Source organism: Stutzerimonas marianensis (genome assembly GCF_022810315.1).
GTDB lineage: Bacteria > Pseudomonadota > Gammaproteobacteria > Pseudomonadales > Pseudomonadaceae > Stutzerimonas > Stutzerimonas marianensis.
Genome location: NZ_JALGRD010000002.1, coordinates 55,152 through 76,940, shown reverse-complemented (window position 1 = coordinate 76,940; position 21,789 = coordinate 55,152). Strand labels below are relative to the sequence as shown.

Genomic DNA, 21,789 nt, shown 5'->3' with positions numbered 1-21,789 from the left:
CCATCCCTTGACCGAGACCGCACATGCGCCTGACCTCGTTATACCGTTACCCGCTCAAATCGGGTTCCGCTGAAAGCCTGGACATAGCGCATTGTGACGATCTTGGTCTGACGGGTGACCGACGCTGGATGGCCGTTGACGCCGATTCCGGAAAGTTCATGACCCAGCGTGCACTGCCGCAGATGGCACTGCTCGATGCGCGCTGGGCGGGTACCGAGGCCCTGCGGCTTTCGGCTCCCGGCATGGAGACGTTGCTGGTGCCGGTGCCAGGCGCCGATGGCGCCTTGCGTGGCGTGACGATCTGGCGCGAGCTGCTCCAGGCGCCGGATGCCGGCGACGCGGCGGCCGCCTGGTTGACGCACCTGCTTGGCCGGCCGGCCAGGTTGGTCTACCTGCCGACGAGCCGAGGGATCCAGGTCGATCCCGCCTATGCAGCGCCCGGCGAGCTGACAGCCTTCAGCGATGGTTTTCCGTTCCTTCTGATTGGCCAGGCGTCGCTGGATGATCTCTGCGCACGCATTGGGCGACCGCTCGATATGCGCCGCTTCAGGCCTAACCTGGTGGTCTCCGGTGCCGAGCCCTATGCCGAGGATGGGTGGCGGCGGATTCGCATCGGCGACATGCGGTTTCGGGTGGTCAAGCCCTGTTCCCGCTGCGCCATTCCCACCATCGATCCGAACACGGCGATCCGCAGCGAGGATCGCGAGCCGCTCGCTACGCTGATGACCTATCGAAAGGGTGAGGGCGGTGTTTTCTTCGGTCAAAACCTGATTGCCGAAGGCCCTGGCACGCTGGCAACTGGAATGCCGGTCGAACGGCTGGATTGATCCGTCTGATCGGGTTAAGCCTGCCCGGGCCGCCTGGACCCGGACGCATCATTGTCCTTCGAAATAGCGCTCATGCCACTCCACCAAGGGTTGGGGTGCGTTGAGTTTTTGCCCATAAATGACCGCATAAGTCAGTACGTTCTGAACGTATTGGCGGGTTTCGTCGAAGGGAATGTTCTCCACCCAGACATCGAATGGAAGGTGCTGAGCCCCCTTAAGCCACTGGCGAACCCGGCCGGGGCCGGCGTTGTAAGCCGCTGAAGCCAGTACCCGGTTGCCCTTGAACTGCCCGTATATCTGGCTGAGGTAAGCCGCACCGAGCTGAATGTTGATCTCTGGATTAAGCACCTGCTGCGGCGAGGACAGCGGGATGTCATAGCGTCGCGCCGTTTCCTTGGCCGTGGCCGGCATCAATTGCATCAGGCCGGTAGCGCCGACGCCGGAACGTGCATCGGTCATGAAGGCGCTTTCCTGACGAGTGATGGCGAACACCCAGCTGGGGTGGATCTCACGAGCACGGGCCGCTTTCACCAGGCTGCCGCGATAGGCCATCGGGAAGCGAATGTCCAGGTCGTCCCAATACTGGGCCTGGCTGATGGTGCGAATCGCCGGGAAATACCACTCCATGTCGTAGGCCAGGCGGGCCTGGGCGACCATCTCGTCGCGGCTGAACAGGCGGCTGACGTAATACCACTCGCGGCGGCCATCGACGATCTGCCCGCGCGCATGAAATTCCATCGCACGGCGAATTCCCGCGGTGTTGCGCACCTTCTGGACCACCTTAGGATCGAGCGCCAGTGGTTGGTGGTTCAGACGATAGGGCGCCTGGATGCGGTCGGCGGAAAGGAAACCGTAGAAATCCCGCTCGCCCGCGACGGGCTTGTAGAGGCCTTCGGCCTGCGTGCTGTTCGGTTGCGCGAGCTCCAGGCTGCGGGCCTTCCAGTACCGCCATCGGTTAGTGCTGGCCAGCTCTTCGGGGAAGCGCTGCGTGAGTTCATGAGCCTCGTTCCAGCGCCCCAGGCGCAACAACAGGCGCGCCCGCCATTCGCTGACGGTGTTGTCGCGCAGCTGCGGGTCATATTCGCTCATCACCTTCAGCGCACGCGGGTCGAAGCGCTTGGCCAGCGTCAGGCCGATCTGGCGAGCGATGGCGACTTTTTCGTCACTGGAGAACGCATGGCGGCGCGCATAGCTTTCCAGCAGTCCCAATGCCTTTTCAGGATCCTGCCGTGCCAGTCGGCGCAAGCCGATGGCGACCACGTCTGCCATGGCCGGACGCGTCGAGACGAAGCGGTCGGATTGCGTCAGCAACTGTGGCTTTTGCGCCACCTCCAGCAAGAGCTCACCGTCGCGTTTGAGCGTAGGCAGGTTTTTCACCAAGTACTTGGCCAGGCCGTAATTCCCGGCCTCGACAGCCAGTTTGGCTCGCTGCCAGCGTAGGTTCTCGGTCAACTGGCCTGCCGCTTCCCAGCGCTCGAACAATGCGTCGCAGGCGTTGTGCTGGGACTTGCCGACAAGCCAGAGCCGTTCGGCGGTAGCGTAGCCTTCCTTGGTCTGGCCACTGCTGAGCTGATATTGACCGTACAGGCAATCCAGCTCGGTGAAATTCATTTTCGGATCGTAGTAGGTGAGGAATGGGCGCCAGTCGCCACGGTCGGCCAACAGGCGCAGCCAGCGCAGCTTCATCCAGTTGGCCTGCGGCAGGTCACCATGTTCGGCCAGGAATTTCTCCACCTCGGCATTGCTGGCTGTCTTCAATCGCGCGGTCAGCTCGTCATAGGCCAGGTAGGGTTCGAGCGGGTAGTCGCGTAGCGCGCTGGCGTAGCGCCGATAAGGGCCGCTGTCGCCCTTGGCCAATGCTCGCTTGGCTTCGTCGTAGTACTGACGCTGCTGTTCGAGGCTGGCGGCTACGGAGGTGTCAAGGGTGACGGCTGTGACGAAAACACAAAGGCAGAGACTGGCGATACGGCCGCGCATGATACTTCCGGGGGGGGACGGGAGAAAGAATTCGATGTGCGGCTAGCTTAGCTGGCGCATGGGGGCAAGTTAAACGTGGATTAAGCTCTTGAAACACAACAAGGGCGGACTTCCGACGAGCGTAGCGATTCCTGGCCGATTTCGGCTCCGGCTGACTGGACACGACGAGCCGGGGCAGGGGATCGCTTCTGCTAGAATGCGCGCCCTGTTTTCCGGAGGTAGCCATGACCCTGCTCAAACTGACCGATGTGTCCCTCGCCTATGGCACCAATCCGCTGCTCGATGGCGTGTCCTGGCAGATTGCGCGAGGTGAGCGGGTCTGCATCATCGGCCGCAACGGTACCGGCAAATCCAGCATGCTAGGGCTCGTCAAGGGCAGCCAGTTGCCAGACGACGGCGAGATCTGGCGCGCGCCTGGGTTGAAGATCGGCGAGCTGCCTCAGGAACTGCCGCGTGCCGATGATCGAACCGTATTCGACGTGGTTGCCGAAGGCCTGTCCGGGGTCGGGCAATTACTCGCCGAGTACCATCATCTGAGCCAGAACATCCAGGGCGATGCCGATCTGGAAAAGCTCATGCATGTCCAGCAGGCGCTCGAGGCGAAGGATGGCTGGCGGCTGCAGCAGCTCGTCGACAGCACCTTGAGCCGTCTGCAATTGCCTGCCGACAAGACCCTCGCCGAGCTGTCCGGAGGGTGGCGCCGCCGCGTGCTGCTCGCGCAGGCGCTGGTGTCCGAGCCTGACCTGCTGTTGCTCGACGAACCTACCAACCACCTCGACATTGGCGCGATCGCCTGGCTGGAAGACGCTTTGACCGGCTTCAACGGGGCCGTGCTCTTCATCACCCACGACCGTGCCTTCCTGCAGAATCTGGCGACGCGCATTCTCGAACTCGACCGCGGCCACCTGATCGACTGGAACGGCGACTACGCCAGCTTCCTCGTGCACAAGGACCAGCAACTGGCTGCGGAAGAGACCGCCAATGCCCTGTTCGACAAGAAGCTCGCCCAGGAAGAGGTGTGGATCCGTCAGGGCATCAAGGCTCGGCGTACGCGTAACGAAGGCCGGGTCCGGGCGTTGAAGGCCTTGCGTGCCGAGCGAAGCGAACGACGCGAGCGCCAGGGCAAGGCGAATATCCAGATCGAAGCGGCGGAGAAATCCGGCAAGCAGGTCATCGTCGTCGAGCACGCCAGCTTTGCGCACCCAGGCGAGCAGCCACTGATTCGGGATTTTTCGCTGGTCCTGCAGCGCGGCGACCGGGTCGGCCTGCTCGGGGCCAACGGCAGCGGCAAGACCACCTTGCTCAAACTGCTGCTCGGCGATTTGCAGCCCACAAGCGGCACCGTAGAGGCGGGTACCCGTTTGGAAGTGGCGTATTTCGACCAATTGCGTCACCAGCTCGACCTGGAGAAGACGGTGATCGACAACGTCGCCGAGGGCCGTGATTTCATCACCATCGATGGCCAGAACCGCCACGTGCTCAGCTATCTGGGCGACTTCCTGTTCAGCCCCCAACGTGCTCGGACACCGGTCAAGGCGCTGTCGGGCGGCGAGCGGGCACGCCTCTTGCTCGCTCGATTATTCAGCAAGCCCGCCAACCTGCTGGTACTGGACGAACCGACCAACGACCTGGACGTGGAAACTCTGGAGTTGCTCGAAGAAGTGCTGCTGGGCTTTCAGGGCACGGTGCTGATCGTCAGTCACGATCGGGCCTTCCTCGACAATGTCGTAACCAGCACGCTGGTATTCGAGGGTAATGGCCTCGTGCGTGAGTATGTCGGCGGTTATCAGGACTGGCTGCGCCAGGGCGGGTCGATCAAGCTCCTGGGCGTCGGCGATGCCCAGGATGAAAAGCAGAGCAAGGAGAGCAAGCAGACCAAGGCCGATCCTGCGCCAGCCCAACCCGCGAGCGAACCGGCGCCGGTCAGGAAAAAGCTCAGCTACAAGGACCAGCGCGAACTGGAGGCTCTGCCCGGGAAGATCGATGCGGCCGAACAGGAGATCGCTGCGCTTCAGGCGGCCATGGCCGAACCGGGGTTCTATCAGCAGCCCGCAGCGCAAACCAGCGAGACCATTGCACGGTTGGAGGGGTTGCAGCAGACGCTCGACCAGCTGCTCGAGCGCTGGGCGGAGCTGGAGGGCTGACCGTATCGCCCCGCGTCGAGGCGCCACATGTCCGGTCTGGAAGCAATCGCGCAGCATGGTTTCGTCCGGCCTGATGGCCGGGCCCACACTTACAACATCTGTCAGGATTTGGACGGAGACCAGATGGCTATCGAATACCGCATCATCCTCGACGACGAGCACGAGTTCAGCTACCGGATCGAGCCGGACCGTGGTTACGACGAGGACGCGGCCCGGCTCGCCCCGAAGTGGACGCGGCTGGATCACCAGCAATGCAGCAATTGCCCGTTGAGTCGCGATCGTTTCAGCCATTGTCCAGCCGCAGTGGACCTGCACCGCGTCATCGAGGATTTTCAAGGACTGCCGGCGGTGCAGAAGGCGCGCGTCGAAGTGCGTACGCCGGAACGCGAATACAACAAGCAGGTCGGTCTCGAGGAAGGCCTGCGTGCCCTGCTTGGCGTCATCATGGCGACCAGCGCTTGCCCGGTGCTGGGGCGGCTCAAACCCATGGCCCATCAGCACTTGCCGTTCGCCAACAATCAGGAGTTCGTGCTGCGAGCGGTGTCACTGTACCTCGCGCGCCAATACTTCAACTTGCGCGAGGGGCGGCACGCCGATTGGGAGCTGCGCGGGCTGGTGCGTTCGTTCCAGCAGTTGCAGCTGGTCAATCAGGCGTTCTGGCAACGCATCCATGACACCTGCCGAGGTGACTCGAACCTGAAGGCATTCCTCACCTTCTTTTCCATGGCGTCGAGCCTGACCTATTCGCTGGAAACGCAGCTGCAGAAGATTCGACCGATGGTCATGAGTGCGGGAGAGGGCGCCGAACTGGTCTGAGTGCGGTCGTGTCTCTTGGCGGCGGCGAAGCGCTCGAGGCGCGGCCCCGCAACCGATCAGCCTGGAAGCCGTCAGGCGCGTCCAGGCTGGCACCTTCGGATCACTCCGGTTTCTTCAGGCGCACGGCAAGGACATCACAGGGCGCGCCATGGAGGATGTCGTTGGCCGTCGAGCCCAGCAGGAGAGCGAGGCCGTGGCGACCATGACTGCCAACCACCACCAGATCGCAACCTTGCTCCCTGACCAGGCGATGTACCTCCTGACGGGGCTGGCCATAAGCGATATGGCGTTGCTCGGGTGTCAGCCCCGGGTAGCGATCGGCAAATAAGGCCAGGCGCTCACGGGCCTGGTCGAACTGTTGCTGCTGCAGCATGGACAGATCCATCGGCACGTCACCGCCAAAGGCCATGGCCATGGGCTCGATGACGTGGATGATGGCCAGTTTGGCGCCACTGGCCGTTGCCAGCGCCTGAGCGCGCTCTACGACCGGATGGCATTCTTCGTTCAGGTCGGTGGCGACCAGAATATGCTTGTAGGTCATGGTGATTCTCCTGAAGTGTCAGTTGCGACAAGTATGGCTGCTCGGCACGCAATGGGCGCTTGGGCTTTTTTGCAAGGTTTATACGGCGTTGCGCCTGCGCTGACCAGCTTGCATTACATCGTTTCGGTCGCAGTGTGCGCGCCTGGGGCTGCTATCATGCGGCCCGTCGATGCCGGGATGACATGCCGGCCTGCCGTGAGATCGCCATGTTCGAAATGACCAACGAATATTCAATTGCCTGGGCCGCCTATGCCATTGCTGCGCTGGGCTGCCTGCTGGTTTGGTTCCGCATGACCCGCCCGCTTTGGCGTTGGCTGCGCGAGCCGCTTCGGCTGCTCGTCGCGGTGATGCTGTTCACCCCGACAATCGTCGATCCCGCCAAGGAGTTGTTCGCGCCTGCGGTGGCCATTACTGCGCTAGACCTGCTCTTCAAGGTCGGCAATAACGTCTGGCGCGCGGTCGCGGATCTGGCGCTGTATGGGCTGATCGCCTTTGCGCTTTATGCACTCTTCGTCGCGGTACGCTGGCCACTGGAACGCAAGCGCCGCCAGCGCGGTACGCCAGCGAGCGAGGCGGATGACCGCACCTTGCGCGAGCGCCTCGAGGAGGAGGACGAACCGGACGCCTACTATCCTGCCGATCGCTACCGGGCGCGAACCGAACCGCGCCTGTAGCGACCACCGTAAGGACGTTGCATGACCCATCGGGAGAGATCACATGTGTGAACTGCTCGGCATGAGCGCCAACGTACCCACTGACATTCATTTCAGCTTCACCGGTCTGATGCAGCGCGGCGGCCGTACCGGGCCGCACAAGGACGGCTGGGGCATTGCCTTCTACGAGGGAAGAGGGCTGCGGCTGTTCCAGGACCCGGTGGCGAGCTGTGAATCCGAAGTCGCGAAGATGGTCCAGCATTACCTGATCAAGAGCCAGGTGGTGATCGGGCACATTCGCCACGCCAATGTCGGCAAGGTCGCCCTGGTCAACACGCACCCCTTCGTTCGGGAGTTGTGGGGGCAGCATTGGTGCTTTGCCCACAATGGTCAGTTGAGCGAGTTCAATCCCGGCCCAGGCTTCTACCGCCCGGTGGGGGACACGGACAGCGAGGCGGCGTTCTGCGACCTGCTCAGCCGCATCCGTACCCACTTCCCCGACCGAGTTACTGGCGAAACGTTGCTGCCTCACTTGCTGGACGCCTGCGCCAGCTACCGGACCAGAGGCGTGTTCAATTGCCTGCTCAGCAACGGCGAATGGTTGTTCAGTTTCTGCAGCACCAAGCTGGCGCAGATCACCCGGCGCGCGCCTTTCGGCCCGGCCCAGTTGAAGGACGCTGAGCTGACCGTGGATTTCAAGGCCGAGACCACACCGGATGACGTGGTGACCGTCCTGGCCACCGAGCCTTTGACGGACAACGAACAATGGCACACGCACCAGCCTGGCGAGTGGACGCTTTGGCGGCATGGTGAATGTGTCGCACGCGGGCAGGTGGAATGATGCTGCGCAGCTACCTTCGGCTGACGCTGTTCGCGCTGGGCTTGCTGATCGGCATTCAGGTTCCGGGTTTCATTCAGGCTTACGCCCAGCATGTCGAGGCCCGGCGGCTGGAGTCGCAACAGGCGCTGCTGGGCTTCCAAAAAACGGCGGGTCGGTTTTTCCGCGGCGACCTGGAGGCGCTGGTCGAGCATTACCGGGCCAGTGCCGATCCGGTGATCCAGAGCGACGCACGTAGCGTCTCCGCGCTGGTAGAGCGCTCGCGTCTGCTCGACCGAGAGTGGCGCATCATGCAAGGCCCCTGGTTCGCTCGGGCGTGGCACGTGCTGGTCGGGGCTGACGAAAGCATGCGTGCCCAGGTCTGGCGCAGCTACGATTTCCAGATCCTGCTTGCGCCAGCGGCGGTGGCCTGGGGGTTGGCCTGCGCGCTGCTGCTGGCCTGGCTGGTCGAGAGCCTGTACCTGTTGCTGCGCCAGGCGTTCTTCCCGCGCCGTCACGCGCCCCGGCGGCGCTCCGTAACGCCGGGGCCGCCGAGGCAATAGGCGCTGTCCTCTACTTGGAAAGGAATTTCATCCCGTCTTCCAGCCCGCTGAGCGTCAGCGGGTACATGCGATCCTCCACCAGATCGCGGATGATGCCCGTAGAAGCGGTGTAGCCCCAGGTGTCCTTCGGGTACGGGTTGATCCAGATGAGCTTCTTGTATTTCTCCATGAAGCGCTGCATCCAGACATAACCGGCTTCCTCGTTCCAGTGCTCGACGCTTCCACCGGGCTGGGTGACCTCGTAAGGGGCCATCGCCGCGTCGCCGACAAAGACAACTTTGTAGTCGGGGCCGTACTTGTGCAGAAGGTCCAGGGTCGAAGTACGCTCGGACGTGCGGCGGAAGTTGTTCTTCCACACCGACTCGTAGATGAAGTTGTGGAAGTAGAAATACTCCAGGTGCTTGAACTCGGTTTTGCAGGCGGAGAAGAGCTCCTCGCAGACCTTCACGTGCGCGTCCATCGAGCCGCCGATATCGAAGAGGATCAGCAACTTCACAGCGTTGCGCCGCTCGGGGCGCATCTGGATATTGAGCAGGCCGCCGTCGCGCGCGGTGTGGTCGATGGTGCCGTCCAGGTCCAGTTCGTCCTGCGCGCCCTGGCGCGCGAACTTGCGTAACCGGCGCAGGGCGACCTTGATGTTGCGAGTGCCGAGTTCGACCTGATCGTCGAGGTTCTTGTATTCGCGCTGATCCCAGACCTTTACTGCCTTGCCCTGGCGCTTGCCCGCATCGCCGATGCGAATGCCTTCCGGGTTATAGCCGCCCGAGCCGAAGGGGCTGGTGCCGCCGGTGCCGATCCACTTGTTGCCGCCGGCATGCTTGCCTTTCTGCTCCTCCAGGCGCTTCTTGAATTCCTCGATGAGCTTGTCGAGGCCGCCGAGCGATTCGATCTTGGCGCGTTCCTCGTCGCTGAGCGAGCGTTCGAATTCCTTGCGCAGCCACTCCTCGGGAATGAGCGCCTCGATGTGCTGGTCAAGGTTTTGCAACCCGTTGAAATAGGCGCCGAAAGCGCGATCGAACTTGTCGAAATGGCGCTCGTCCTTTACCAGGACCGCCCTGGCCAGGTAGTAGAACTCGTCCATGTCGGCGAACACGACGTTGTGCTTCAGTGCATTGATAAGGTCGAGCAGCTCGCGTACCGATACCGGCACCTTGGCGGCGCGCATTTCATTGAACAGGCCAAGCAGCATGGTGGAACCTCGCGGGCCCGTCGTGGCGGCGCCCTTTGTCTGATGTCATCGGTCGTCGTCGTGCTGTGGCAACCCATCGCGGATTTCGTACCAGTCCGCCTGGGAGTTCACGAAGATGTGCGCCTGAGACGGGACGGGTAGCGGTGAATCAAGGGTGCCAGCGGCGACGCCAAGCTCGTGTTCGCGATTGTCGACGAACTGCAGGTTGGAGCCGCAGCGGATACAGAACGTCCGGGTGACGTGCTCGGAAGAGTGGTAGACGCCCAGTTGATCCTTGCCGGAAAGAAAGTGAAACGCCTCCAGCGGGACGCTGGCATAGGTCGCGAAGGCCGCTCCATGCGCCTTGCGGCACATCTTGCAGTGGCAGTGGGTCAGCTCCTCGATCGGGGCGTCGATGCGATAGCGCACGACACCACACAGGCAACTTCCGGTATGCGTTTGCATGGCTTTCCTCCAGTTCGGTCACGGCCGGCCATTAGGGCCGGCGAGGATCAGCGACTGGCGCGCCGGCTCATGAACGCCAGACGTTCAAGCAATTGCACGTCCTGTTCGTTCTTCACCAGGGCGCCGGCCAGCGGCGGGATCGCTCGGGTCGGATCCCGCTCGCGCAGCACGGCTTCGCCGATGTTGTCCGCCATCAACAGCTTGAGCCAGTCGACCAGCTCGCTGGTCGAGGGCTTTTTCTTCAGACCCGGCACCTTGCGCACATCGAAGAACACGTCCAGCGCCTCGGCGACCAGATCCTTCTTGATGTCTGGGTAGTGCACGTCGACGATCTTCTGCAGCGTCTCCCGGTCGGGGAAGGCGATGTAATGGAAGAAACAGCGGCGCAAGAAGGCATCCGGCAGTTCCTTCTCGTTGTTCGAGGTAATGATGATGATCGGGCGCTGCCTGGCCTTGATGGTTTCATTGGTCTCATAGACGTAGAACTCCATCTTGTCGAGTTCCTGCAACAGGTCGTTGGGGAACTCGATGTCGGCCTTGTCGATTTCGTCGATCAGCAGGATGACGCGCTGCTCGGATTCGAACGCCTCCCACAGCTTGCCTTTCTTGATGTAGTTGCGTACGTCATGGACCCGATCCGAATCCAGTTGGGAGTCGCGTAGGCGGCTCACCGCGTCGTATTCATACAGGCCTTGATGGGCCTTGGTCGTGGATTTGATATGCCAGGTAATCAGCTTGGCGCCGAATGATTCGGCCAGTTGCTCGGCGAGCATGGTCTTGCCGGTCCCGGGTTCGCCCTTGACCAACAACGGGCGTTCGAGCGTGATGGCGGCGTTGACGGCAAGCTTCAGGTCATCGGTAGCGACGTAAGACCGGGTGCCTTCGAACTTCATCGGACTGTTCCTTGATAGGGCCTGGCGCGCAGGCGCTTCGTGTGGGGTTAGACGGCCGACTATAAGGGATGCACACCCCGCTGTGAACGCGAGTGGGTTATTCAGTCACTGAATGGGCGGCATGTCGTGTTGGGTTCTATTCAGTCGCCTTCCTCCGACAACGAGCGCTCGAAACGCGTCGAAAAGGCTTCCACGAAACCGTTACGCAGGATGGCGAGGAATGCCTGGAAGGGGCTCACGTCGGTGTCCTTCGTGCTGCCCGACAGCTCGACGCGCGTAGCGAACTGGTCTTTGCTCTGGTTCTTGAGCAGGTTTTCACCGCCGCCGACCACGGCTTCCCAGATGCCGCGGAAGAACCCTTTGTCCTCGTTCTTCACGTCCTGCTCGATGTTGAATACCTGGACGTTGTGCAACAGCGGTTTGATGTAGCCGTCGAGCTGGCTGTCGCGCGCCTCGACCTCCACCACGAGGTCGCCGGTGCCTGCCTCGAAGTCGAAGTTGCCGTAGGCATTGCTGAAGTCGTTGAGCTTGGTCAGGTCCAGGCCGGTCATGCGCAGGTTGACGTCGAAATCTTGCCAATCGGTAAAGGGGTCGAAATGGGCGGTCGCCTCGATCGGGGCCTGGTTGAAGAATTTAGCCTCACCCTCGAAGGTCGCCACTCGCCCTTGCTCCTGGTTGGAGGTGTTGGTCAGGTTGTAGAAGCTGGCGTTGATGGCATTGGCATAGACGTGCACGGGCGGATCGGCGTCGAAATTGCGAAACGACAGCTGGCCGTCCATGACGCGCAGCTCGTTCAGGGTGAAGGGCACCAGCTCGTTGATGCGTTCGCGCCAGTCGACGCCACCGCCGGTCTGGTCATTGTCCTGCTCGTTGTCGTCGACGAAGTTCAGGTGCGGCTCGTGGAGGATCACTTCTCCGACCAGGGCTCGCTCTCGCCACAGCGTCCGCCAGCTCACGCCGACATCGATCGAAGATGCGGTAAACAAGGGCGCCTGGACCGGCTCGTCCTTCTTTTCGATCAGAAGCCCGTCGACGCTGTAGGCTCCGCGCCACCAGGCGAGGTCCACATCCTCGACGTGGCCTTGATAGTCCCCCATGTCGGCCATCTTGTCGTTCAGGTAATTGAGCACCAGATGCGGAAGCGCAAGGTGCGCGACGATCAGCAGCAGGGCAACACCAAGCAATATCCATAAAGGCAGGCGAAAGCGTTTGTTCATGACGGGCCCGAGGCGGTTGGTGGTCGTCGAAGAAGGCTTACCTGAGGTGGACCCCGGGCGCTGTTGGTGAGTTCGGCTGGACGCGCTGGGGGACTGCGCTTAGGCTCATGAGTCTGGTTTTTTTCTTCGCAGGGACACCGCCATGAGCCGCATCTTCGCTGACAACGCGCAAACCATCGGAAACACGCCGCTGGTCATGATCAATCGCCTGGGTCCCAAGGGCGTCAGCATCATGGCCAAGATCGAGGGCCGTAACCCGGCCTATTCGGTCAAGTGCCGGATCGGCGCGGCCATGATCTGGGACGCCGAGCAAAGCGGCAAACTCAAGCCGGGCATGACCCTGGTCGAACCCACCTCGGGCAACACGGGGATCGGTCTGGCGTTCGTCGCGGCCGCACGCGGTTACAAGCTGATGCTGACCATGCCGGCGTCGATGAGCCTGGAGCGGCGTAAGGTGCTAAAAGCGCTGGGGGCCGAGCTGGTGCTCACCGAGCCGGCCAAGGGGATGAAGGGGGCGATCGAAAAGGCGGCGGAAATTGCCGCCTCGGATCCGGATCAGTACTTCATGCCGCAGCAGTTCGACAATCCCTCGAATCCCGCCATCCACGAGAAGACGACCGGTCCGGAGATCTGGAACGACACCGAAGGCAATATCGATGTGCTGGTCGCCGGGGTCGGTACTGGTGGCACCATTACCGGTGTGTCGCGCTACATCAAGCAGACGAAGGGCAAGCAAATCCTCAGCGTTGCCGTCGAACCGGTCAGCTCGCCGGTCATCAGCCAAACGCTGGCAGGTGAAGAGGTCAAGCCCAGCCCGCACAAGATCCAGGGTATCGGCGCAGGTTTCGTGCCGAAGAACCTGGACCTGTCGATGGTCGATCAGGTCGAGCGCGTCGAGGATGAGGAGGCGAAGGCGATGGCCCTGCGCCTGATGCGTGAGGAAGGCATCCTTTGTGGCATTTCCTGCGGCGCGGCGATGGCTGCGGCAGTCCGCCTGGCGGAAAAGCCGGAGATGCAGGGCAAGAACATCGTGGTGATCCTGCCGGATTCCGGCGAGCGTTACCTGTCCACCATGTTGTTCGCCGACATGTTCGGTGAGCAGGAGCTGCAGCAGTAACTCAGCATTGCGCGGGGCTGTGTGTTCAGCCCCACGCACCGGAAGCTAACGCTCTTCCGTCTAACTGCGTTGGGTCTGAGGCGCCGCCACGATCGTGGACGGTGCCTGCCTCAGGACGAGCCAGAGCGCCACAGCGATCAGCGCGCCGCCATAGAGATAGGCCCAATCCAGCGGCTCGCCAAGCAACAGCGCCCCCCAAAGCACTCCGAACGGCGGGATGATGAAGGTCACCGTCAGGGTTCGAACCGGGCCGATGTCCGCCAGCAGTCGGAAGTAGAGGATGTAGGCGAAGGCCGTGCAACCGACGCCAAGGCCTGCCAGGCTCAGCCATACCCGGCCGTCTCCCCAGGAGACCGGAGGCGACGCGAAGAGCGATATGACGAACAAGGGCAGCAGGCACAGCACCGCTCCGACCTGACTGCCGAAGGCGACCAGTTCGCTGGTCAGTCCGCCGTTCTGGTTGATCCAGCGACGCGTCAGAAAACCGCCCAGGCCGTAACAGGCAGTTGCGCCCAGGCACGCGAGCGCACCAACCACCAGCTGCAGGTCAAAAACCACTGGTCCCGTGCGCGTCAGCAAGGCGACACCGCTCAAGCCGAAGAGCACACCGATCAGCTTCGAAACGGTCAGCGTCTCGGCAAAGAACAGGGCGCCGATGATTACTCCCATCATCGGCGTAGTCGCGTTGAAGATGGCCGAATAGCCCGTCGGAAGAAACTGCGCGGCCAGAGCGTAAAGGGCGAATGGCGCGCCGGAATTGATCATTCCCAGGATCAGGCACAACTTCAGCTTGCCGCGAAAGTTCCAGCGCACTCGCAAGATCCACAGGATCGGCAACAGCCCTAAGCAGGCGAATAGCACTCGAAAGAAAGCGGTCGGAAAGGTGCCGAGCTCGGGCGCGATGATGCGCATGAAGAGAAAGCTGGCACCCCAGATGGCCGCCAGGCTGATCAGACGCAGCAAGTCGATAGGGCGCATTGCGAGGCTCCGGTGGTGGAGCGATGAGTGTTGGCGAGCGTTGGCCGGCTGGCAACTCCGATCGCACTTTCAAACGGGCCGTTTGGCCGGTCGGCTTTCAATGGGTTGTGCCTCTGGATAAGCTCGGGCTTTCACCCCCGACGAGAGCAACCCTATGGCGCTGCAGTCGCTGGATGTCGACATCGCCCGACAGATCCTGCTGGGCTTCGATGACTACCGCGAGCACTTCCGGCTGATTACCGAAGGCGCCAGGGCCCGCTTCGAAACGGCTCGTTGGCAGGATGCGCAGCAGGCCTCGGCTGCACGTATCAACCTTTATGAGCAGAAGGTCGGAGAGACCGCGCAGGCATTGCGGGCGCGCTTTGATTCGTCGGCGCTGCTCGAGGTCGGACGTTGGCCAAGGATCAAGCGCGAGTACATCGAGCTCATCAATCCACGGTTCGATGATGAGCTGTCCGAGACCTGGTACAACTCGATTTTCTGCACGCTGTTCAGCCACGACTGCATCAGCGACGACACCATGTTCATCCACACCACGCGACCGGCCAACCGGGCCCAACGTCTGGCGCAGACACGTCGCTACCAACCAGGCGGAGACCTGCGCGGTGTGCTCGAACAGATGCTCAACGATTTTGCCTTCGACGTCCCCTATGGCGACCTGCCGGGCGACCTCGAGCGGCTAGAGGCGCAGCTGGGCGCGGCCTTGCCCGACTGGGTCATCAAGGATCCGGACCTTACTGTCGAGCTCTTCACCTCGGTGCTTTATCGGAACAAGGGCGCGTATCTGGTCGGACGCGTCTACACGCATGATGAGCAGTGGCCGCTGGTGATTCCGCTGCTGCATCGCGAGGGTATCGGGATCCAGGCCGATGGCCTGATCACCGATGAGGCCGAGGTGTCCATCATCTTCTCGTTCACCCGTTCCTATTTCATGGTGGAGGTGGCCATTCCGGCCGAATTCATCGGCTTCCTGCGCCGCATTCTTCCGGGCAAGCACATCGCCGAACTCTATACCTCGATCGGGTTTTACAAGCACGGCAAGTCAGAATTCTATCGGGCGCTGATCGGTCATCTCGCCACTACGGACGACCGTTTCATCATGGCACCGGGTGTGCGTGGCATGGTAATGAGCGTTTTCACGCTGCCTGGCTTCAATACGGTGTTCAAGGTCATCAAGGACCGCTTCTCCCACGCCAAGACGGTAAATCGCGCCACGGTCATCGAAAAGTATCGGCTGGTGAAGAGTGTCGACCGGGTCGGTCGCATGGCCGACACCCAGGAGTTCGCCGACTTCCGTTTCCCTGTGGCCAAGTTCGAGCCCGACTGCCTGGCCGAGTTGCTTGAAGTGGCCCCGTCGACCGTGGAAGTGCAGGGCGACACGGTGCTGGTCCGCCATTGTTGGACCGAGCGGCGAATGACGCCGTTGAATCTCTATGTGGAAAGCGGCAGCGAGGAGCAGGTGCTCGAAGCGCTGGAAGACTATGGCCTGGCGATCAAGCAACTGGCTGCGGCGAACATCTTTCCCGGTGACATGCTGCTGAAGAACTTTGGCGTGACGCGCCACGGCCGTGTGGTCTTCTATGATTACGACGAGATCTGCTTTCTCACTGAGGTCAACTTCCGTCACATTCCCGAGGCGCGTTACCCGGAGGACGAACTGTCGTCAGAGCCGTGGTACTCGGTCGGGCCGAACGATGTGTTTCCTGAGGAGTTTCCCCGGTTTCTCTTCGCCGATCTGCGCCTGCGCCGTCTGTTCGCCAAGCTGCATGGCGAACTCTACGACGCCGACTACTGGAAAGGTCTGCAACAAGCGATCCGGGACGGCAAAGTGATCGATGTGTTTCCCTATCGTCGGCGTCTGGCCAGCGCCCAATGAGGTTCGACTCGGCGCCCGGCGGAACGCCTGCGGCCGAACCGGGTCGCAGTTATTAGAGCCGGATGAACGGCACGATCGCCTGAACATGTTGCAACAGCTGTCTCAAGCGGGGGTGCATTTCTTGGGTTATGCTGCGCTCGAAGCCCGATGGCTCCACCAAGACCCGTTATCAAGCAGGAGGGTTCGTCCATGAAAGCATGGCTCAACAGTGTGTGCTGGAATCTGGCAGTGGCGCTTGGCTTCATCGAACCGCCCCGTCCCCAACCCATTCGGGTAGAGGCGCCGCGCGACAAGACGATGCGTTCGCGCCGCTGATTCACGCTCGGAGCGGCGGGTTCATCGTCCGCTCATTACTGGTCCACCGCGCTGCACGGCTCGCTGATAAGCGGGCCGTTCGCGTATGCGGCGCAGAAAATCCATCAGTCGAGGCCGGCTGCCGTCAAGCCCGGCCCGTGCTTCGGCAGCTTCCAGCGGAAAACTCATCTGGATATCGGCGATAGTGAACGTCTGGCCCGCGAACCACTCCGTCTTGCTTAGTTCGCTTTCCATGTAATCGAGGTGCAGGTTGAGCTGCGGGCCGATGAACGCCTTGTTGGCGCCGTTGGCGATCGCACGGGCGACGGGCCGGATAAAAAACGGCATGGGCCCTCCGGCGACGCGGTCGAAAACCAGCCGTAGCAGCAACGGCGGCATGGCGGAGCCCTCCGCGTAATGCATCCAGTAACGTAGCTTCAGGTGCTCGGGCGTTCCCGGTTTCGGCAATGCCAAGGGCCCTTGCGCATAGCGCTCGGCCAGATACTCGAGTATAGCGCCGGACTCCGCCAGACACGCAGCCTCGTCACAAAGGATAGGGGCCTTGCCGAGCGGGTGGATCGCCTTGAGTTCGTCCGGTGCCAGCAGGGTCTGGGAGTCGCGTGCGTAGCGTTTGATTTCATAGGGCAATTCGAGTTCTTCGAGCAGCCAGAGGACGCGGTGTGATCGGGAGTTTTCCAAGTGGTGCAAGGTGAGCATGGGGGCGAATCCTGGTGGTGGCGGTCGCTCCAGCATAGCCGGTACGCCGCGAGCTGCCGGTTATGTCAGACTTCTGCCCCCCGCCAGGAGCTCTCATGTCCCGTTCGCAATGCGCGCGTTGTCTGCGCCCCGACAGTCACTGTCTCTGCCCACTGATCCCGTCGCTGGATAGCCGTACCCGGGTACTCATCCTGCAACACCCCAGCGAGGTGAATCACGCCTTGAATACCGCGCGACTGGCGGCGCTGGGGTTGCGCAATGCTGATCTGCTGGTAGGGGAGCGCTTCGATACGCTGCCCGACTTGCAGGATAGCGTGCTGCTCTTCCCCGGCGACGAGGCGTTGCCGGTTGCATCGTTTGCCGGGTCGTCACGCCCGCTGACCTTGGTCGTGCCCGACGGGACCTGGCGTAAGGCGCGCAAGCTCCTGTACCTCAATCCACAGATTGCCCGCTTGCCGAGGGTCGCGTTGCCGCCGGATCTGGTATCACGCTATCGGTTGCGCAAGGCGCCGATGCCGGGGGCATTGTCGACCCTGGAGTCCATCGTCACAGCGTTGAGTATGCTCGAAGGCGAGGGGCGTTTCGACGCGCTGCTCAGACCGTTCGAGGCGCTGATCGACAGCCAGATTCAGGCGATGGGTGCAGACATCTACCGGCGCAACTACCCGGCATGAGCGGAACGCTCAGCGGCTGGGCAAGGTTTTCAGACGCAGGATGTAGAGCGTCACCAGGGTCGCGCTGGTCAGCATGCCGATCCGGGCCCAGACCATCGGCACCAGCCAGCAGGACACACCGATGCTGATCCACATCAGGCTGATCGCGTATACCTTGCCTTTCAGTGGAATACCGTTGCCTTCGAGGTAGTCACGGAACCAGGGGCCAAGGCGAGGGTGCGATACGAGCCAGTCGTAGAAGCGTCGAGAACTGCGGGCGAAACAGGCCGCCGCCAGAAGCAAGAAGGGTGTGGTCGGTAGCACGGGAAGGAAGATGCCAACCACGCCAAGCGCTACGCTCAGCCAACCCACTCCCAGCAAGGCGTACCGTAAGAGCGGGTTGCGATACAGGGGTATATCGCGAGGGGCCAAGGAGGCGATCTCGCCGTCAGTGGCGCCGCGGCTTGAGCAGTGCGGGTTTTTCTTCAGGAGCGTGACAGATCAGATAGAGCGCGGTAAGGATCTCGGGAATCTGCGAGACCATCTCGTCCACGAGATTTGGGTCGGCTGCGATATCGCTGAACTCCGGTTGCTCATCGAACAGGCCCGAGCCGACCATGATCGGCAGCAGCAGCTCGCTGACTTCCTCCTCGGCCTCCTCGAACCAGACCGCCTCACGCATGAATACGCCCTCCATGAAGCCGATGCACCATCCGCGCAGGTCGGATTCGTCCGGGTCGTCGCCCATATCGAGTTCACAGGGCAGCTCCATGTCCTCGTCACTGGCCAGTTGACGGCCGATGTGCGCCTTCAGCTGGACCAGCGTCGCCTCGATCGCTTCGCGCTCGGTGTCGTCGGCATATTTGGGCGGCTCAGCGAACAGCGCGTCGATCCATTCGCGCTCAGGCACTTCTTCGGAACAGATGCACAAGGCTGTCAGGTAGCCGTGCGCAGCGATGTAATCGAGCGCTTCTTCATGCAGGTCGTCTGCATCCAGAAACACTTGCAGGCGGGCGAGTTGCTCGGCAAAAGACATCGATGGCTACCTTGGATGGAAAACAGGACTGATTCTAGACGAGCCGCAGGTCCCCGGCTACCGCGCCGACGCGGCAGCCGGGTCATCCATTGGTTGCAGCTCCTGACATGCACAGAGGTGCAAAAACCCGCGGAGTTCCACCGCCGAACCGGCTTGCGCCCTGTCTGGTCCTGATTCGACTGGCTTGCTGGCGTATACTCGCGCGTCTTGTTTCGGAGACCGGCATGCTCGACCAGGCACAGCGCATTCTCAAAGATGTATTTGGCTACGACGCGTTTCGCGGCAACCAGGGCGCGATCATCGAGCGGGTGGCCAGTGGCGGCGATGCGCTTGTGCTCATGCCTACCGGGGGCGGGAAGTCGTTGTGCTATCAGGTCCCAGCGCTATTACGCGATGGCTTGGCCGTGGTGGTGTCGCCGCTGATCGCGCTGATGGATGATCAGGTCGCCACGCTCGACGAGTTGGGTGTGTCGGCGGTGGCGTTGAATTCGACGCTGAGCCCGGAACAGCAGCGTGACATCGCCGAGCGCTTGCGCCGCCAGGAGATCAAGCTCCTGTACCTCGCGCCCGAACGGCTGGTGCAGCCACGCATGCTGGCCTTTCTGCAGCGATTGCCGATCGGCCTGTTCGCGATCGACGAAGCGCATTGCGTGTCCCAATGGGGACATGATTTCCGACCCGAGTATCTGCAGCTCGGGCAGTTGGCCGAATTTTTTCCGCACGTGCCGCGGCTGGCGCTCACCGCGACCGCTGACAAGCGGACCCGCGAGGAGATCGTCCAGCGATTGCACCTGGAAAATGCCGAGCGATTCCTCTCCAGTTTCGATCGGCCGAACATCTTTTATCGCATCGTTCCGAAAGAACAGCCGCGCAAGCAGCTACTGGCCTTTCTGTCCGAGCGAAAAGGCGATGCCGGTATCCTCTACTGCATGTCGCGCAAGAAAGTTGACGACATGGCTGCCTTTCTGACGGAGCAAGGGTTCCCGGCGCTGCCATATCACGCCGGACTCTCGAACGAGCTGAGAGCTTTCCATCAGAAGCGTTTTCTCAACGAGGAAGGCTTGATCATGGTCGCCACCATCGCATTCGGCATGGGCATCGACAAACCCAACGTGCGCTTCGTTGCGCACCTCGACTTGCCCAAGTCGCTCGAAGCCTATTACCAGGAAACCGGGCGGGCGGGGCGCGACGGGCTGCCGGCTGACGCCTGGATGGCGTACGGGCTGCAGGACGTGATCTTCCTCAAGCAGATGCTCAATAACTCCGAGGGCGACGAGCGCCACAAGCGTATCGAGCAACACAAACTCGATGCCATGCTGGCGCTGTGCGAGGAAACCCGCTGTCGCCGCCAGGTGCTGTTGGGCTACTTCGATGAACATCTCGCCGAGCCCTGCGGGCACTGCGACAACTGTGTCGATGGTGTGCAGACCTGGGATGCGACCGAGCCGGCGCGCCAGGCGCTGTCGGCGATCTATCGCAGCGGTCAGCGCTACGGTGTGGGTCACCTCGTCGACATCCTGCTGGGACGTGACAACGAAAAGATTCGCAGCCTTGGGCACCAACACCTGTCGGTGTTTGGCCTGGGCAAGTCGTTCTCGGAAGGCGAATGGCGTTCGCTGTACCGTCAGTTGGTGGCCAGAGGGCTCGCCGACGTGGATCTGGAAGGTTACGGCGGGCTGCGGCTGAACGACAGCTGTCGTGCGTTGCTGCGCGGCGAGGCCTCGCTGGAACTGCGTCGTGAGCAACCGACCAAGACGACAAAGACGACCGCCAGCGCGGCCAGCCAGCTGGTTCGGGACGACGAACGCGAAACCTGGGAGGCGCTGCGTGCTCTGCGCCGAAAGTTGGCAGAGGAGCACAGCGTCCCGCCATACGTCATTTTCCCGGATGCCACCTTGCTCGAGATGCTCCGCAGCCAACCGCGAACGTTGAGCGACATGGGACGTATCAGCGGCGTCGGCGCGCGCAAGCTCGACCGGTACGGTCAGGCATTCCTTGAGGTTCTGCAAGGCACTGCAGCGGTGGGCGGTTCGCCGGTCGATATTCGGCACGAGCTGATTACCCTGGCGCGGGCCGGCATGACGCCTGCGCAGATCGCCCGGCAACTCGACTGCAGCGAAAAGAACGTCTATGCGTTGCTGGCCGAGGCAATCGGTCAACAGCAGCTAAGTCTCGAACAGGCGCTGGACATACCGGAAGCGCTGCTGATGGAAATTCAGGAAGCCTTTCTCGACGGCGAAGGCGAGCTGCCGCCGGTGGCGGCAGTGGCCGAGCTCTTCGCCGGACGTGTGTCGGAGCCCGTCCTGTTTTGCGTACGCGCCGCGCTAGAGGCCGAGTTCGAGTTATAGCCGCGGCGGATTGCCGCTGCGTGTGGGGCCGGCATTCGCTAATGCGCACAGGCGGCAATGCGGCGTAACGCTCTCGGTCTTTGGTAGCCTTGCCAGCATTTTGCTGCTGTGATTAGCTCACTAATAATTAGGTTTTCCAGGATCACCCTCCCATGTACCCCGATCAACACCGCTTCGCCATGCAGCTGGCGCAATTGTCGCGTGGCTGGCGCGCGGAGCTCGATCGCCGGCTGGCCGACCTCGGCTTGTCCCAGGCTCGTTGGCTGGTGTTGCTGCACCTGGCTCGGTTCGATCACGAGCCAACTCAACGGGAGCTGGCGCAGAGCGTAGCGGTAGAGGGCCCGACCTTGGCTCGCTTGCTCGATAGCCTGGAGGCCCAGGGGTTGGTCCATCGCAAGGCGGCACCGGACGACCGGCGGGCGAAGCTGATTACCCTGGGCGCTCCGGCACGACCCTTGATCGAGAAGATCGAAGCGATTTCCACTCAGGTCCGTCAGGAGCTGTTCGACGGCATCGACGAGGAGGACCTGCGCAAATGCCAGCAGGTGCATGCACGCATCCTGGCGAATCTGGTCAAGCGCTAGCGACGACTACGCTGTTCACGGTGAGGCCGGTTATCCCGCCGCTGGTCAATAAATCGCCGAGTGATATCAAAATGCCTTACAACAGAACCCGACAGGCTGTATAAA

At 62.0% G+C, this 21,789-nt stretch carries 22 protein-coding genes; 12 read left to right on the top strand and 10 right to left on the bottom strand.

The genetic code is table 11. The features are described 5' to 3' along the window. The first annotated feature begins 23 nt into the window (after positions 1-23). On the top strand, positions 24-827 hold the full coding sequence (locus MST27_RS03350; RefSeq protein ID WP_243604605.1) for an MOSC domain-containing protein: 804 nt from the start codon (positions 24-26) through the stop codon (positions 825-827). 48 nt (positions 828-875) lie between these two features. Here MST27_RS03350 and MST27_RS03345 read toward each other — a convergent pair whose 3' ends face one another. Continuing rightward, on the bottom strand, positions 876-2,804 hold the full coding sequence (locus MST27_RS03345) for a transglycosylase SLT domain-containing protein (RefSeq protein WP_243604604.1): 1,929 nt from the start codon (positions 2,802-2,804) through the stop codon (positions 876-878). Between the two features lie 224 nt (positions 2,805-3,028). Between MST27_RS03345 and MST27_RS03340 the strand changes: the two genes are divergently transcribed. Both MST27_RS03340 and MST27_RS03335 read left to right on the top strand, forming a co-directional pair. After that, complete coding sequence (locus MST27_RS03340; protein ID WP_243604603.1) at positions 3,029-4,948, top strand: ATP-binding cassette domain-containing protein; 1,920 nt, start codon at positions 3,029-3,031, stop codon at positions 4,946-4,948. A 123-nt stretch (positions 4,949-5,071) separates the two neighbouring features. Continuing rightward, positions 5,072-5,764 (top strand): DUF6901 family protein, encoded by a 693-nt coding sequence (locus MST27_RS03335; protein WP_243604602.1) that lies wholly within the window; start codon positions 5,072-5,074, stop codon positions 5,762-5,764. A gap of 100 nt (positions 5,765-5,864) precedes the next feature. On the opposite strand, the gene MST27_RS03330 is transcribed toward MST27_RS03335, so the two are convergent. Continuing rightward, entirely contained in the window at positions 5,865-6,305 is a 441-nt protein-coding gene (locus MST27_RS03330) for a universal stress protein (RefSeq protein ID WP_243604601.1), read from the bottom strand. A gap of 206 nt (positions 6,306-6,511) precedes the next feature. Here MST27_RS03330 and MST27_RS03325 point away from each other — a divergent pair, with 206 nt between their 5' ends. Genes MST27_RS03325 through MST27_RS03315 form a run of 3 tightly spaced genes read left to right on the top strand, consistent with a single transcriptional unit; the run spans position 6,512 to position 8,338 of the window. Beyond that, complete coding sequence (locus MST27_RS03325) at positions 6,512-6,979, top strand: MFS transporter (RefSeq protein ID WP_420864214.1); 468 nt, start codon at positions 6,512-6,514, stop codon at positions 6,977-6,979. Between the two features lie 43 nt (positions 6,980-7,022). After that, positions 7,023-7,799 carry a class II glutamine amidotransferase gene (locus MST27_RS03320; RefSeq protein WP_243604599.1) on the top strand — a complete coding sequence of 259 codons (777 nt, stop codon included), beginning with the start codon at positions 7,023-7,025 and terminating at the stop codon, positions 7,797-7,799. Continuing rightward, positions 7,799-8,338, top strand: a complete 540-nt coding sequence (locus MST27_RS03315) for a DUF2937 family protein (RefSeq protein WP_243604598.1) — start codon at positions 7,799-7,801, stop codon at positions 8,336-8,338. The genes MST27_RS03320 and MST27_RS03315 overlap by 1 nt, the downstream gene beginning before the upstream one ends. A 10-nt stretch (positions 8,339-8,348) precedes the next feature. Here the strand turns inward: MST27_RS03315 and MST27_RS03310 are convergent, their stop codons facing one another. The 4 genes from MST27_RS03310 to MST27_RS03295 form a co-directional block, all read right to left on the bottom strand. After that, positions 8,349-9,527, bottom strand: a complete 1,179-nt coding sequence (locus tag MST27_RS03310) for a vWA domain-containing protein (RefSeq protein WP_243604597.1) — start codon at positions 9,525-9,527, stop codon at positions 8,349-8,351. 45 nt (positions 9,528-9,572) lie between these two features. After that, positions 9,573-9,971: a GFA family protein gene (locus tag MST27_RS03305; RefSeq protein WP_243604596.1), complete on the bottom strand. Its 399-nt coding sequence runs from the start codon at positions 9,969-9,971 to the stop codon at positions 9,573-9,575. 47 nt (positions 9,972-10,018) lie between these two features. Beyond that, positions 10,019-10,864 (bottom strand): AAA family ATPase, encoded by an 846-nt coding sequence (locus tag MST27_RS03300; RefSeq protein WP_243604595.1) that lies wholly within the window; start codon positions 10,862-10,864, stop codon positions 10,019-10,021. 140 nt (positions 10,865-11,004) lie between these two features. After that, positions 11,005-12,081: an AsmA family protein gene (locus MST27_RS03295; protein WP_243604594.1), complete on the bottom strand. Its 1,077-nt coding sequence runs from the start codon at positions 12,079-12,081 to the stop codon at positions 11,005-11,007. A 142-nt stretch (positions 12,082-12,223) separates the two neighbouring features. Here MST27_RS03295 and cysK point away from each other — a divergent pair, with 142 nt between their 5' ends. Then, positions 12,224-13,198, top strand: a complete 975-nt coding sequence (cysK, locus tag MST27_RS03290) for a cysteine synthase A (protein ID WP_243604593.1) — start codon at positions 12,224-12,226, stop codon at positions 13,196-13,198. 60 nt (positions 13,199-13,258) lie between these two features. Here the strand turns inward: cysK and MST27_RS03285 are convergent, their stop codons facing one another. After that, positions 13,259-14,176 carry a DMT family transporter gene (locus MST27_RS03285; protein WP_243604592.1) on the bottom strand — a complete coding sequence of 306 codons (918 nt, stop codon included), beginning with the start codon at positions 14,174-14,176 and terminating at the stop codon, positions 13,259-13,261. A gap of 154 nt (positions 14,177-14,330) precedes the next feature. Between MST27_RS03285 and aceK the strand changes: the two genes are divergently transcribed. Continuing rightward, positions 14,331-16,052: a bifunctional isocitrate dehydrogenase kinase/phosphatase gene (gene aceK / locus MST27_RS03280; RefSeq protein ID WP_243604591.1), complete on the top strand. Its 1,722-nt coding sequence runs from the start codon at positions 14,331-14,333 to the stop codon at positions 16,050-16,052. A 189-nt stretch (positions 16,053-16,241) separates the two neighbouring features. Beyond that, on the top strand, positions 16,242-16,367 hold the full coding sequence (locus tag MST27_RS22395; protein ID WP_275973058.1) for a PA1414 family protein: 126 nt from the start codon (positions 16,242-16,244) through the stop codon (positions 16,365-16,367). 21 nt (positions 16,368-16,388) lie between these two features. Here MST27_RS22395 and MST27_RS03275 read toward each other — a convergent pair whose 3' ends face one another. Beyond that, entirely contained in the window at positions 16,389-17,063 is a 675-nt protein-coding gene (locus MST27_RS03275) for a glutathione S-transferase (protein ID WP_243604590.1), read from the bottom strand. Between the two features lie 95 nt (positions 17,064-17,158). On the opposite strand from MST27_RS03275, the gene MST27_RS03270 reads away from it, so the two are divergent. Next, positions 17,159-17,737 (top strand): tRNA-uridine aminocarboxypropyltransferase, encoded by a 579-nt coding sequence (locus MST27_RS03270; RefSeq protein ID WP_243604589.1) that lies wholly within the window; start codon positions 17,159-17,161, stop codon positions 17,735-17,737. 9 nt (positions 17,738-17,746) lie between these two features. Here MST27_RS03270 and MST27_RS03265 read toward each other — a convergent pair whose 3' ends face one another. Continuing rightward, the gene (locus MST27_RS03265) at positions 17,747-18,148 is read right to left on the bottom strand and encodes a YbaN family protein (RefSeq protein ID WP_243604588.1); all 402 of its coding nucleotides are present in this window, start codon (positions 18,146-18,148) and stop codon (positions 17,747-17,749) included. Between the two features lie 16 nt (positions 18,149-18,164). Beyond that, positions 18,165-18,752, bottom strand: coding sequence for a UPF0149 family protein (locus MST27_RS03260; RefSeq protein ID WP_243604587.1), 588 nt, complete (start codon positions 18,750-18,752; stop codon positions 18,165-18,167). Positions 18,753-18,976: 224 nt separating this feature from the next. On the opposite strand from MST27_RS03260, the gene recQ reads away from it, so the two are divergent. Together recQ and MST27_RS03250 are read left to right on the top strand one after the other, a co-directional pair. Next, the gene (recQ, locus tag MST27_RS03255) at positions 18,977-21,100 is read left to right on the top strand and encodes a DNA helicase RecQ (RefSeq protein ID WP_243604586.1); all 2,124 of its coding nucleotides are present in this window, start codon (positions 18,977-18,979) and stop codon (positions 21,098-21,100) included. 152 nt (positions 21,101-21,252) lie between these two features. Continuing rightward, entirely contained in the window at positions 21,253-21,684 is a 432-nt protein-coding gene (locus MST27_RS03250; RefSeq protein ID WP_243604585.1) for a MarR family transcriptional regulator, read from the top strand. The last annotated feature ends 105 nt before the right edge of the window (positions 21,685-21,789 follow it).

Coding starts and splice junctions, on each gene's coding strand:
- MST27_RS03315 (WP_243604598.1), top strand. CDS start 7,799: ATGCTGCGCAGCTACCTTCGGCTGACGCTGTTCGCGCTGGGCTTGCTG.
- MST27_RS03305 (WP_243604596.1), bottom strand. CDS start 9,971: ATGCAAACGCATACCGGAAGTTGCCTGTGTGGTGTCGTGCGCTATCGC.
- MST27_RS03340 (WP_243604603.1), top strand. CDS start 3,029: ATGACCCTGCTCAAACTGACCGATGTGTCCCTCGCCTATGGCACCAAT.
- MST27_RS03275 (WP_243604590.1), bottom strand. CDS start 17,063: ATGCTCACCTTGCACCACTTGGAAAACTCCCGATCACACCGCGTCCTC.
- MST27_RS03260 (WP_243604587.1), bottom strand. CDS start 18,752: ATGTCTTTTGCCGAGCAACTCGCCCGCCTGCAAGTGTTTCTGGATGCA.
- MST27_RS03310 (WP_243604597.1), bottom strand. CDS start 9,527: ATGCTGCTTGGCCTGTTCAATGAAATGCGCGCCGCCAAGGTGCCGGTA.
- MST27_RS03320 (WP_243604599.1), top strand. CDS start 7,023: ATGTGTGAACTGCTCGGCATGAGCGCCAACGTACCCACTGACATTCAT.
- MST27_RS03300 (WP_243604595.1), bottom strand. CDS start 10,864: ATGAAGTTCGAAGGCACCCGGTCTTACGTCGCTACCGATGACCTGAAG.
- MST27_RS03350 (WP_243604605.1), top strand. CDS start 24: ATGCGCCTGACCTCGTTATACCGTTACCCGCTCAAATCGGGTTCCGCT.
- aceK (WP_243604591.1), top strand. CDS start 14,331: ATGGCGCTGCAGTCGCTGGATGTCGACATCGCCCGACAGATCCTGCTG.
- MST27_RS03345 (WP_243604604.1), bottom strand. CDS start 2,804: ATGCGCGGCCGTATCGCCAGTCTCTGCCTTTGTGTTTTCGTCACAGCC.
- MST27_RS22395 (WP_275973058.1), top strand. CDS start 16,242: ATGAAAGCATGGCTCAACAGTGTGTGCTGGAATCTGGCAGTGGCGCTT.
- recQ (WP_243604586.1), top strand. CDS start 18,977: ATGCTCGACCAGGCACAGCGCATTCTCAAAGATGTATTTGGCTACGAC.
- MST27_RS03335 (WP_243604602.1), top strand. CDS start 5,072: ATGGCTATCGAATACCGCATCATCCTCGACGACGAGCACGAGTTCAGC.
- cysK (WP_243604593.1), top strand. CDS start 12,224: ATGAGCCGCATCTTCGCTGACAACGCGCAAACCATCGGAAACACGCCG.
- MST27_RS03285 (WP_243604592.1), bottom strand. CDS start 14,176: ATGCGCCCTATCGACTTGCTGCGTCTGATCAGCCTGGCGGCCATCTGG.
- MST27_RS03250 (WP_243604585.1), top strand. CDS start 21,253: ATGTACCCCGATCAACACCGCTTCGCCATGCAGCTGGCGCAATTGTCG.
- MST27_RS03325 (WP_420864214.1), top strand. CDS start 6,512: ATGTTCGAAATGACCAACGAATATTCAATTGCCTGGGCCGCCTATGCC.
- MST27_RS03270 (WP_243604589.1), top strand. CDS start 17,159: ATGTCCCGTTCGCAATGCGCGCGTTGTCTGCGCCCCGACAGTCACTGT.
- MST27_RS03330 (WP_243604601.1), bottom strand. CDS start 6,305: ATGACCTACAAGCATATTCTGGTCGCCACCGACCTGAACGAAGAATGC.
- MST27_RS03295 (WP_243604594.1), bottom strand. CDS start 12,081: ATGAACAAACGCTTTCGCCTGCCTTTATGGATATTGCTTGGTGTTGCC.